Below are 13,009 nucleotides of genomic sequence, written 5' to 3'. Positions count from 1 at the left end.
TTATACCTATGTTAAATTTAAATTTTAATGCTATTGATCTTTCCACCATTGCCATTCTTTACGATGCTTTTTTAAATAAACAATAGCTTCTGCACTTCCATAATACCTAACAGCACCTGAGGGCATATGAATAACACAAACAGACCGTCTATTAAAAGAAGCATCTATATAAGCGGCATAATGATAATCTTTAGCAATAAACACATTTCTAAATTGCAACAAATGTTTTTGCCATTTCACTACATTGCCATGGGCATCTCCATCTGCAACAATGGGTAAAACGCCTTCCCAACGTTCTTTATATGGAAAATGTCTAACCCAATCTATATTTCCAAAATGTGCTCCTGGAACTGCATTATAACCATTACCACCGTTTAAACCATCATCGTAAACCCTATACGCGTTTACAATAGTATAATCTAATTCTGGGTAAAAAAGGGTGCCTTTTTTTAATGTTTTAATTGGGCTTAAAACGTTGTTTTTAAAACGGCTCCAAGTAAACCCTTTTTTTCCAGCCAGATAAGCTTTTTTATATAGAAGCGCATTTGAATGTGATAAGTTTGGGGGAATTATAAAATTAGAAACATGATCTGCTTTTTGGCTATTAGGCCATTTTAGTTTGTGGCTGTAATTTTCAGGTAATTCTAAAACCTCTAGAGGATAGCCTTTTTGTTTTGCATACCTCCTGTTATTCTCTACTTGGGCACTTATACCTTTATTTAAGTCAATCGTTTTTATATTTGATTTTACCCCAATTAAATTTATTTTCATTTTAACTATAGAGTCTATCATTCCTTGACCTCCTGAGGGACTTTTATGATAAGCTTGAAAAATGGAATACTTGTTTTCTGGAATAACTTTAAAATATGGTTTTAGTGTCTTTGGAGCAATTGCCAATTTTACATTCGATGTTAGATTATTTAATGCTGAAACTGCGTAATACGTGCTATATATTCTAGATTTCCATTTTGGTCGGTCTCCAAAACCTCCGTCGTAATTTTGAAGCGAATTTAACCATGTAATACAGTTTTTAGTATTCTTAGGTTTAGCTCCCAGAATGTTTAAAGCCTTAATCGCCAACCATGTGTACCATACATCTGCTTTATTACTAATTTCTTTACTTTCTGGATTATATTTAAATCCTCCTTGGGGAGTTTGACAAGATTGTAGCCATTTTATACACGTTTCTTTATTTGGAATTTCCTTCCCTAAACTATTTAGTGTTAAAATGGCATAACTAGTAATCACTAAATTTGTTTCCAAATTGGTAGGTGAAGGAACCTCTGTAACATCATCAACAAACGCCCCATTTTCTGCTTGGCGCTTTCTTAAGTAGTCTGCAACATAATCTTTATTTAAAATAGTACCATCTAGTACATGTAATGCCCCTATCATGTGCCATAAGGAAGGGATATCAAAAAAATAACCATTTGTATATCCTCTTAACTCTAAGTAATTTTTTCTTGGTTTAAACTTAATAATCCAATTCTGATTTCGTTTTACACCCGTTTCAAAATCTAGGTTCGTTTTATTAAAAAGTTTGTACAATTGTGCTTTTTGAAAAAAGGACCAATACCAAGGCCCGTTTTTTCTAGAATTTATCTCAATCCAAGATTTATTACCATTTTCAAATGCTTCTTTTTCTCTTGGTATTTCTGCTCCAAGAATTTTAAGCGTATGCATGGCAGGATAATTCCAGGCTAAATCTGTATATTCTTTATTATATGGCCCAAAGGCACCGTTCTCTTTTTGATGATCTAATAAATAAGAGACTACAGAAGAAGCATCAATAATTTGTTGCTGAGCGAAATTCGTACAAGAAATAAACCAAATAAAAAGGGCTATTGCAATTTTTAGAAGTTTGATTATCATATAAAATTTTATTTAAAAATTACTCTTTACTAAAAAACTCAACATCGTAACGTGTGTTTGCCATAAACTGCTCTATTTTTTTAACAATTTCTGGATATTTTATGGCTACATCGTTGGTTTCTCCTTGGTCTATGCTTAAATCATAGAGTTCTAGTTTTGCGTCTGGGTTCTTTGCAATTCCTTTTCTAACGGCTTTCCAATTCCCCATCCTAACAGCTTGGCTTTCAAATGAATTTCTCGTTTTTGGATCATCGCCTTCTTTCCAACCATAGTGATATTTAAAAAATTCCCAATATAGAAAATCATGCTTCTTTTGTTTTTCTCCTTGTAATTCAGCTAAAAAGGATATCCCATCTATATTTTTAGGTGGTTTTATTCCTGCAATCTCACAGGCCGATGGTAAGAAATCTGAAAAATCAGATATTAAATCGCTTGTTGTACCCGCCTTAATTTTACCTGGCCAGCGCGCAATCATTGGAGCCTTAATTCCACCCTCGTAAAGATCTCTTTTAAATCCTCGTGACGGACCATTACAATCGTAATACTTATTTACATTGCGCGTTGGTCCATTATCACTAGAGAATATAACAATAGTATTTTCATCAATATTTAAACTTTTAAGCAACTCCATTATTTTTCCTATATCGCCATCCATACGCGTAATCATTGCGGCATAATTTTTAATAGGTTGAGGCATGTCTAAATCTGAATAAGGTGCATCGTCTGGCACTTGATACTTACCATGCGGAATAGTATAAGGCAGATATAGAAAGAAAGGTTCTTCTTTATTTTGCTTAACAAAATCCAATGCTTTATTAGTGAAAAGATCATGACTATATTGTATCTCTTGCTTATTAACATTTTTTTCTAATTCATATTTTTCTTCATTTTCCCATAAATATTCTGGATAATATTCGTGAGCATTACGCTGATCGAGATAGCAAAAAGAATAATCGAAACCTTGGTTGTTTGGACCACCAACAGATTTAGGGCCACCTAATCCCCATTTGCCAATAACACCAGTTTTATAACCTCTTTTTTTCAATATTTCGGCTACCGTTACTGTACTATCTGGAATGGGTAGATTTCCTTCCTCTTGCTGCGAAAAATTACCTCTTATGTAGGCATGAGCTGTATTTAACCCCGTCATAAGCACACCTCGGGATGGCGCACAAACCGTACTTCCTGAGTAATGCTGTGTAAACCGCATACCTTCATTAGCCATTCTATCAAGCACAGGAGTTTTAATTATTTTTTGCCCATAACTTCCCAAATCACCATAGCCCATATCATCGGCAAGAATATATATAATATTGGGTTTAGTTACTGTTGCCGCTTCAATTTGATTTTCAAGTTTTTGCTTACACGACTGTCCTAAAATGGCCATAAGTCCTATAATCATTATTAGGTATCTATTTTTACAAATTGTATTAATTATCATTTCCTTATATTTTGTATTTATTGAATGAGGTATATCTGTTAATGATCTATTTACTATCCTTACCTAATAAGGTATTTTCCCAATATTTAAGGTATGCTTCATCCGAAATATCTGGAGAAAGCCCCTTTGCCTCCATTTTCTGTTTAAATTTACCCTGCATTAATTGCTGTGCAAAGTCTATTTCTTTTTGGTCTTCTGGATAAGTTCCTAAATCTGTTTCTTTTAACCATTTGTTTAGCACATTTTTAAGTTTAATCTTTTCAGATTTATGTACTTTAGAATCGGCCAAATTATATAATTCAAAAGGGTCAGCGCTCAAATCATATAATTCTTCTGCTGGTCTGTAATTCCTAAAAAATGAAGCTTGATTTGCATTAAGTGCTCCTTTTTTATACATGACTTGCATTAAGGTTAACACCGGATAAAAATTCTTCTTATACGCATTAAATTGAGTGTAAGGTCTGTCTGTATAATAATTTCGAATGTATTTATAATTTTTACTTCTTACCATACGTATTCTATCTACCGTCTCATCTCTACGATCTCTTAATGCGTACACATAGTCTCGTTGAGAATCACTTTGAAAAAAGTCTTTACTCTGGATGTATTCTGGAACCGTTGCATTGGCGATTTTTAAACTTGTTGCTGCTAGGTCTAAATTATTTATGAGTTGATTATTTACAGTCCCTGGTTTTATTTTTCCAGGCCAACGCATAATAAAAGGTGTTTGGATACCTGCATCATATAAAAACTGTTTTGATCTTACCATTGGTCTACCTTGATCCCCTATAAACATCACTACGGTGTTTTCAGAAAGACCTTCCTTTTCTAATTTATTAAGTATTTCTCCAACCTCTTTGTCTACTTGTTGAACGGTTTCCAAATACATAGCCCAATCTTTTCTAGCAAGTGGATGATTAACATAATAAGGCGGAAGTTTTACCTTATCTGGATGTATTGGATGTACCGTATCATTAACAAAAGGTCTATGTGGATACTTTATTTGAATCTGAGAAAAGAACGGTTGCCCAGGCTTTCGGTTTTCCCATCCTGTACCATCAAATAGATTTTCTTGTGAATGAATAAAATTATAGTCTGTTTTACCCTTATTCGAAACATAATAACCAGCACTCTTAAAATATTCGGTAATAGGTTTTATATGATTAGGTAACGAATCTTTAAATTGTGTTCTATGTTGATGACAACCAATACTTGCTGGATACATACCAGTAATCATAGACGATCTACTAACAGAACAAACAGCCGAAACTGTAAACATATTAGTATAACGCACTCCTTGACTAGCGAGTTTATCAAGATTAGGTGTGTAAATTAAATCGTTTCCATAACATCCTAAATCGACTCCTAAATCGTCTGCAATAATCCATAAAATGTTGGGTTTATTTTCTGAAAAGGTTTTATTATCATTTATAGCCTTACTATTTTTATCAGAACTTGAATTCAGACATGACGTCATTACAAGTAAAACTCCAATATTTAAATATTTAATTATTTTAAACATATGATCTACTATTAATTTTTAATTTCTGGTCTTATTTCAAAACTATAGGAATAGCTTTTATTGTTTAAACGATATTGTTTGTGGGGTTTTGATCTTTTGGTCCAAGTATCATCACCACCTAATCCCATTTGTTTATAATCGATATTAAGGGTAATAAAATTGCGTTTTGGAAGCTCTATAATATGCTTGGTTGTTGCTAAATCAATCATAGAATACGGCCAAGCACTAACACTTAAAGGTTGTAAACCTCTTACATGCCAGCCAATGTTTTCGTTATTTAATAAATTAAACCATTTAACTTGAGTACGGTTACTACTTTCTTGAGGTTTAACATACTTCACAAAATCTTTAGTAACGTGCGCACTATAATCTCCAAATGCAGCTCCTTTATTTCTATCTGAATAATTTTCGTGAGGTCCTTTTCCAAACCATTCTAAAAATTCTAAATCTTTAGAAATTTTCATTTGAACACCAAAACGAGGAAGCTCCGGAAGGGCCATTTTTCCTGGTTTATAAACACAAGTTACTGTAATAGATCCGTTTGGTTGAATTTGATAAGACATGTTATACTTAGCCTCCATATTCTTAATGCTGTAACTTGCTTCAATTTCCACTAATTTCGGATTATCCTTAATTCTAAAATCTGTTAACATTAAATTATCGGCTGCAGTTTTCCACACTATTTGATGTTTACCTACCTTGGCTCCTCTTTCATCATTATCTGTAAGTGGGCGCCAAAAATTAGGTTTCATTTCTGAAAGCAAGATGTCCTTATCATTAATTTTATATGAACTTAAGAAACCTGTTTTTTTATTAAACGTTATTCTAGTATAATCGCTTTTAAGTTTTAATGTATTTTTATCATTCCATATCTCAAGTTTAGAAGTCGTAAAATTGTAAATGGGTTTAGAGTAGCTTTCATTATAAGGAATTTCAAACTGATTCCAACCTACTACATCTCCTTTTTGTGCCCAAAGCGTGTTTTGTTTTAATTTAAAACTTACCGTAATAAAATACGATTTACCAGGAATAAAATTTGGAAGTTTATAAGGTAATTTTACCTCAGCAGTTTCTTTTGGCTTTATGCTTAAATCATCAATAATTCCAGATTGCAATATCTTACCTTCTTCTTCTAATTTCCATTCTATTACATACTTGTTTAGATTTAGAAAATTGTGCCTGTTTTCTACAATAAAAACACCCTTTTCTATAGCTAATACAATTACTTCTATAGGCTGAAATATTTTTTTACATTCCCAAGCTGCGGGTTGTGGTGTTTGATTTGGAAAAACGATTCCGTTGATATTAAAATTTTCAGAGTTTATCGTATCTCCAAAATCGCCTCCATAGGCCCAAAATTCATGACCGTTTTTATCGTTTTTAATAAGCCCTTGGTCTGTCCAATCCCATATAAAACCACCAATCATTCTTTTATTTCCACGAATAGCGTCCCAAAACTCTGCTAGATTTCCTGTAGAATTACCCATAGAGTGGGCATACTCGCACCACATAACTGGTCGGTCATCATTACTATTTTCAGCAATTGCAACAACTTCTGGGATTGAAGTATACATGCGGCTTACCACATCTACATAACCTGGGTCTAACGTACTATCTTTATATTGCGCACCCTCATAATGAATAAATCGAGTTGGATCATATGATTTTATCCACCCTGCCATAGCAGCATGATTAGGTCCCATACCAGATTCATTTCCTAATGACCAGCCTATTATTGAAGGGTGATTTTTATCGCGCTCTACCATACCAATGGCACGTTGTAAAAATGCTGCATTCCATTTAGGATTATTGCTTAATTTACCTCCTACACCATGAGTTTCAAGATTAGCTTCATCTAAAACATAAATTCCATATTCATCACATAATTCATACCATCTTGTATCGTTAGGATAATGTGACGTTCGAACGGCATTAAAATTAAATTGTTTCATTAATTTAATATCCTTAATCATAGTTTTCTCATCGACAACCTTACCCGTTCTTTCATTATGATCATGACGATTTACGCCATATAATAATATCGCTTTACCATTTACCCATAACTGTCCTTTCTTAGTTTCTACTTCCCTAAATCCAATTTTAGCACTTCGTGCTTCTATAATATTGTTATCTTCATCTTTTAATTTTAAAACTAGGTTATAAAGATTTGGCATTTCGGCCGACCATTTTTTAGGGTTTTCAACGGTTTGTTTTAATACTGCAAATTCTGTAGCCCCGCTATAAGGGTATTTCTCATTTATAATGTCATTTACATCTTTTTTAAGCGGCTTATTCAAAATGGATTGTCCATTATTATCGTAAAGTTCTATTTCAAGATTCCACCCTTTTAATGTTTGGCTAGTTTCATTTACTATTTTTGGTCTTACTTCTAAAACAGCATCCTTATAAACACTATCTAAACTTGTACGAACAAAAAAATCTTGAATATAGGTATGCGGAGTCGCCTCTAGATACACTTCTCTATGAATACCGCTTAGGCGCCAATGGTCTTGATCTTCGAGATAACTTCCGTCGCTCCATCTAAAAACTTTTACGGCCAACTTATTTGTACCCTTAGTTAAGTATTTTGTTATATCAAACTCAGCTGGCAAACAACTATCTTGGCTATACCCTACTTTTTCCCCATTAACCCATACATAAAATGCCGAACTTACACCACCAAAATGTAAAACGACTCTTTCGTTTTTCCATTTAGCAGGAATTTTAAATTCTTTAACGTAACAACCAGTAGGATTATCATTTTCTGGAACATATGGTGGATTTACTGGTACAAATGGATATATAGTATTTGTATAAATTGCAGTTCCATAGCCTTCCAACTCCCAATTTGCAGGTACTTTTATATCCTTCCAATTAGAAGTGTTAAATTCAATTTTATAAAATTCTTGATTAGATTCTTTTATCGTTTTAGACCATTTAAACTTCCAGTTACCGTTAAGAGTAAGGTGTTTTTCAGAATTATTTTTGTCTCGCTTAATAGCATTTTTTTCATCTCTAAATGAAATAGAAGTTGCTCGAGCCGGTAGTTTATTTATACCAAATACTACTGGATTTTCCCAATCCTTATTTTGAGAAATAAGTATATTTATAGATAAAGTAATGTAAATAATTGATATAATTTTTAAAATTTTCATTGAATTTATGTAAGTAGTATGTATAAGAATGAGTTAATAAAAGTTTAAAATTTCAGTTTATATTGATCTTAAAAGGCCATATTTAATTAAAAACTGAAAGGAATTATAGGCTTCAAAATTGATTTATAAATAATAAATTCAAATATATATTCTACTTAATAAATTAATTAGGTCAAATGGTTCATTCAATAGGGCGTATTAATCAAATATGGTTTTATTCCAATAAAATCTATATCTTTTTATATAATACAGGAACACAAAACACCTCTCTTTAGCATTCGAGTTTACCTTTGTATTGTTATAATTACATATAGTCCAATTATAATAGATTTAGAAAAACTGAAGGGGTTAAGCAAAATTTAAAAACTATTTTAAGTTTTAGCACTACACTTATCCATTATCCTTCCCCCGCATCATAAAAATTGAATAAAAAGACGCAGTTTAAAACTGCGCCTTAAAAGAAAAAAGAAAACAAAATTTACTAAAAACTCAACTTCTATTTTTGTATTTGCCATATTACCTTTTCGGGATAATCGGTAATTATACCATCTACACCAAGAGTTATTTGCTCTGTTATTGCTATAGAATCATTAACCGTCCACGGTATTAATTTCATATTTTTCGCTTTTATAGAATCTACCATAGCCTTAGTTTTTATTAACTTGTAATTAGGACTATAAATATTTGGGGTGAAATTTAATAGCTTTAAATTATCTTTAAAACCACCTTTACTTACCAAAAAAGCAAGCGTTACTTCAGGGTGTTTTCTATGCATTTCATTCAAAATTTCTGGATCAAAAGATTGAATATTCCAATGCCCTGCTATGGTTTTGCTATTTAACACTTGCATAACTAAATCTACCATTTCACTTGGTTGTGGTTGATATTTTCCATATTGATGTGGCACCGATTTAATTTCAATATTATAACCAACTGCTGGTAGTTTATGCTTAATAATAAAAGTTTCAACACTATCAATAACCTCGGCTAGTAATGGTTTGTATGCTTTAATACGTTTTTGCTGCGGAAACTTAACATTACCTTTTAGGCCAACTTCAAAGGTTTTAATACTATCATAAGTCATTTGGTATAAATTAAACTGCTTTTCTTTGGCTTTTGAAATACTTTCGCCTTGCGGAGTTAAAACATAAAGCGATGACATAAAGGGCTCATGCGATACCACTACTTTACGATCTTTTGATATTACCACATCTAACTCAATAACATCAACACCTTTACTTATAGCATTTTTAAAACCATTTATTGTATTTTCAGGGCTATGTCCTCGTTCGCCTCTATGCCCCTGTACTTGTATATGTTTCGTTGGTTCAATTTTTTCTTTTGAAAGTTTTACTTGTTGCTTACATCCCACAACCAATATGAATACCGCTAAACACTTTAGATATATCATTTTTATTAATTTTTAGAAGTTCGTATTTTCTACACGATATGTTTTGCTAGCAAAATGTGCCTTACCAAACATATCTGTTGCTTTTACCTCAATAGTATGCACACCTACTTCTAATTTTGTTAAAATTTTACCTTTCCATAGATGTGTACAATCTATAGGGTTTGATGCGCGCTTACCTGGTATTAGAGTTTCAGATTCATCCCTTTTCATAACTTGAGACACGTACGACGGATCAGGTTCTACAACATGTTTCATTGGTTTCCATTCACCACTATCAATTCTATATAGCACCTCATCGTTTTTTCTTCCCATAAAAAAGTTAGTATAAATTGCTGCCTTTGTTTTTTTAGATTTTGCGACTACTTTGGGTGCAAATATTTCCATTTGATGGGTTTTAGGTTTACCCGCAACTTTATAATCTACACTGTATTTGTTACCATTAAAATTTATAAACGCATAACCTTTTGGCGTGCCATCTCGCATAGTTGAAATGGGAACTTTATTAGCATCTAATGTTCCCGAATACCAATCGCCACTTGTGGTTCCTACGTTGTAATGATGGTGTGGTTTTTCATGCGGCCACCCCTTAGTCTTTGTAAAAAAATCTTGACGTTGAATATGGGTATGAGCCGATAACGACAAGGTATTTGAAAATGGTTTTAACAAATTGAATAACCTCTGGCGGTGTATATCATTAAAAGTATCATTGTCTTCTGGTTCACTTAAAGGAATATGCATTGCCAAAACAATTAAATAATCTTTTGGTACATGTTTTAAATCGTTTTTTAAAAACTGAAATTGGTCTTCTCTAAAACCACCCCAATATTTTGAAGTTTTTCGTGGATCTGGATACAATATATTATCAATAATTATAAAATGAACTTTACCGTAATTAAAAGCATAATTTGCGGGTCCAAAATGAGCTTCAAAAGTTTCATCGGAAAGCATATCGGTTTCAACATCAAAATTAAGATCATGGTTTCCTAGTACGTTATACCAAGGAATACCTGTTTTTTTAGTTGCCTTTATATAAGGATTAAATAAGCTTAAATCATTACCAACTAAATCGCCCAAACTCAATCCAAAAGGTATATTTTTAATATTCGCTACTTCATCAACAATACCTTTAGCAAAATAATCTACTTCTTGTTGAGTATAAGGTTGTGGATCTCCAAAAACAAGTGCAGTAAACACATTGTTTTCATCTGAAGGTATTAAAGGAAAATTAACTTTTTTTGATAATTTTCCTGTGGCTTCAACACCTTTAAATTTTAATTTAGGAGACCCGTTAGGTTTATGAATGTAGAAAAATTGAGGTAAGTTATCTTGATTTATTGGTACTTGATAATTACTTGGTTTTATAACCGAAACTATAGCATCATTATTTAAAGGCAACTCATACATCCCTTTTTTATTGGTAAGAACAACCTCTTTACCATTGGTTACCGCTACATTTTCAATCCCTTTTTCCTTTGCTTCTTTTTTACCATTTTTATTAGTGTCGGAAAACACATACCCACTAACTATATTTTGGGCTATTACTTGAGTTGTTGCCATGCAAAATATTGCAAGGGCTATTATTAATTTACTATTTATATTTTTCATTGTTTTATTATTTTAAACCATGTCTAAAGTCAGCGCTTTTGGTCTTACCATGTTTTCTGTGTAAACATTACCAAATCTATCGGTTACTTTAATTATTAAAGTAGAATCTGCCGTTGTTGCGTTAACTTTAAAAAAGTGTGTGGTTTTGTTTGTTACAAATGCATTTGTTGGTTTTGCGCCTGCATTTAAACGCAGTGCTTCATATGAAATAATGTGTAGTGGATCTTTGGCAGCAACTCGAGTTACAGGTAATAACAGGCTGTTTTCTGAAACTTCAATTTTCCATTTCGAATCATACCCCCAAACATTAATTAACACCTGGTTATTTGTACTTGGGCTTGCGTATTCATCGGCATAATTTTCTAAATCTGCATCGTTTACATTTGGTGCATAATTGGCTGCTGTAATGTGAATACTATTAACATCGTAAGTTCTAAACTGATAATTTTCATCCAAACCAATACCTTTAAAACGCCATTTTATATCGGTATTATTTATTTGCCAAATACCATAACCACCAGGGCTTCCGTCTTTACAAATATGATTATTGGCATAACCATTTCTACCAGTCCACCACCAAGTAGCACACAAGGCGGCTGTGTTATGTTCCATGATATTTTGTTCTTCTTCAACAGAAAAATTAATATGAGCATGACCAGATAGTACGTGTACCGTAGAAAAATTTGCCAAAACATTTATTAGTGTATTAGCGTTTGATAAATCCTTAGCATTTATTTGATGACCACTAGCATTAACCGTTGGGTTTTTATACAACGGGGTGTGCATTGCTAAAACAATAGGTGTACTTTTATCGGTAATGGTTGCTAAATCTTTTTTTAACCATTCTATTTGATCGTTGGTTAGCATTTCATTAAAATTTCGGCTACCAATAGTACCTTGCGAACCACCAGAATTTACATACTCTACACTATCTAAAACCACGTAATGTACTTTTCCTAAATTGAAGGAATAATAGGTTGGTCCAATACTATCTCTATATTTGTTTTCGGCTTCCCAGTCATTAGAAAAATAGGGATCATTATCATGATTGCCAATAAGGTTGAACACCGGTGCGTTTACTTTGTTCATGTACGGCACATAGTCGTTTAATCCAAAATTATTATTATACCAATAAGCATCCCAAGTTAAATCGCCTAAAGTTAAAGCATAGACTTTAGAGCCTTTGGCTGTATATTTTTCTATAGTACTATTAATATCTGGCAGTACTTTAGTTGTAAATTGCTCCAAATCGTTATTTCTATTCGCCAAATGCCAATCGGCTAAGGAGAGTACAACATGCTCCTCATTTTGCACTTTAATTAACGAAAAATCTTTTTGTTCTATAGTTTCTAAACTGCTACTTACACGCTTAAAAAATTGTGGTGCACTACCAACATTAACCACCTCATAATTACCGGGAATAGAAATAAAAACAAAACCTGTTTTTTTATTAGAGGACAAATAATAGCGGCCTTCTGTATCTGTAACAGTTAGGTTGTAACCATCGGAAACTACTACGTTTGCAACTCCTTCGCCGTTACTATAGACTACCCCTTTTATATTTTTTCCATCAACATCGGGAATATTTGTATTGGCCACAACATAAAACAAAATATTTCCTAAAAAAAGGCTGTTGTTATTACGTGAAACACTAACTTTATACGTGTTTGATTCAAAAGTTGAAGGAATAGAAAATGTAAATGTACTAGCAGAAACTTGAACCACCGTACCTGAAAAACTGGATGGATTTGTTGAAGATACAAACGTAATTGTATCTCCAACCATAAAGCCTTTTCCTGTTAAGGTTGTTTGTCCATTTCTGTCAACCTCAACCACCGAAGGAATTGAAACACCAGAAATATTTAAATTATTATTTTCATCAATACTTACGTCATCATTACTTTCGCAATTAAATAAAGTAAGACCCAAACCACTAAGGCTAGCAAGTGTTGTTAAGCCACCGAGTTTAATAAATTTTCTTCGTGTTTGATTCATAAAATTAT

7 protein-coding genes are annotated in these 13,009 nt (G+C 32.6%); all 7 read right to left on the bottom strand.

From position 1 onward, the window contains the following. Window positions 1-30: 30 nt before the first annotated feature. The 7 genes from FQU21_RS03860 to FQU21_RS03830 all read right to left on the bottom strand — a co-directional run bounded on the left by FQU21_RS03860 (window position 31) and on the right by FQU21_RS03830 (window position 13,001). Window positions 31-1,872, bottom strand: a complete 1,842-nt coding sequence (locus tag FQU21_RS03860) for a prenyltransferase/squalene oxidase repeat-containing protein (RefSeq protein WP_147676714.1) — start codon at window positions 1,870-1,872, stop codon at window positions 31-33. Between the two features lie 19 nt (window positions 1,873-1,891). Beyond that, complete coding sequence (locus tag FQU21_RS03855; protein WP_222707991.1) at window positions 1,892-3,313, bottom strand: arylsulfatase; 1,422 nt, start codon at window positions 3,311-3,313, stop codon at window positions 1,892-1,894. 46 nt (window positions 3,314-3,359) lie between these two features. After that, the gene (locus FQU21_RS03850; RefSeq protein ID WP_147676713.1) at window positions 3,360-4,835 is read right to left on the bottom strand and encodes a sulfatase family protein; all 1,476 of its coding nucleotides are present in this window, start codon (window positions 4,833-4,835) and stop codon (window positions 3,360-3,362) included. A gap of 11 nt (window positions 4,836-4,846) precedes the next feature. Then, window positions 4,847-7,990, bottom strand: coding sequence for a beta-galactosidase, LacZ type (locus tag FQU21_RS03845; RefSeq protein ID WP_147676712.1), 3,144 nt, complete (start codon window positions 7,988-7,990; stop codon window positions 4,847-4,849). 496 nt (window positions 7,991-8,486) lie between these two features. Continuing rightward, on the bottom strand, window positions 8,487-9,401 hold the full coding sequence (locus FQU21_RS03840) for a glycerophosphodiester phosphodiesterase family protein (protein ID WP_147676711.1): 915 nt from the start codon (window positions 9,399-9,401) through the stop codon (window positions 8,487-8,489). Between the two features lie 12 nt (window positions 9,402-9,413). Next, entirely contained in the window at window positions 9,414-11,006 is a 1,593-nt protein-coding gene (locus FQU21_RS03835; protein WP_222707990.1) for a calcineurin-like phosphoesterase C-terminal domain-containing protein, read from the bottom strand. Between the two features lie 12 nt (window positions 11,007-11,018). Then, window positions 11,019-13,001, bottom strand: coding sequence for a calcineurin-like phosphoesterase C-terminal domain-containing protein (locus FQU21_RS03830; RefSeq protein WP_147676710.1), 1,983 nt, complete (start codon window positions 12,999-13,001; stop codon window positions 11,019-11,021). Between the last annotated feature and the right edge of the window lie 8 nt (window positions 13,002-13,009).

The sequence above is a fragment of the Algibacter pacificus genome (assembly GCF_008033385.1).
GTDB lineage: Bacteria > Bacteroidota > Bacteroidia > Flavobacteriales > Flavobacteriaceae > Algibacter > Algibacter pacificus.
The sequence above is the reverse complement of the archived record's forward strand: the minus strand, read 5'-3'. Positions and strand labels throughout refer to the sequence as shown.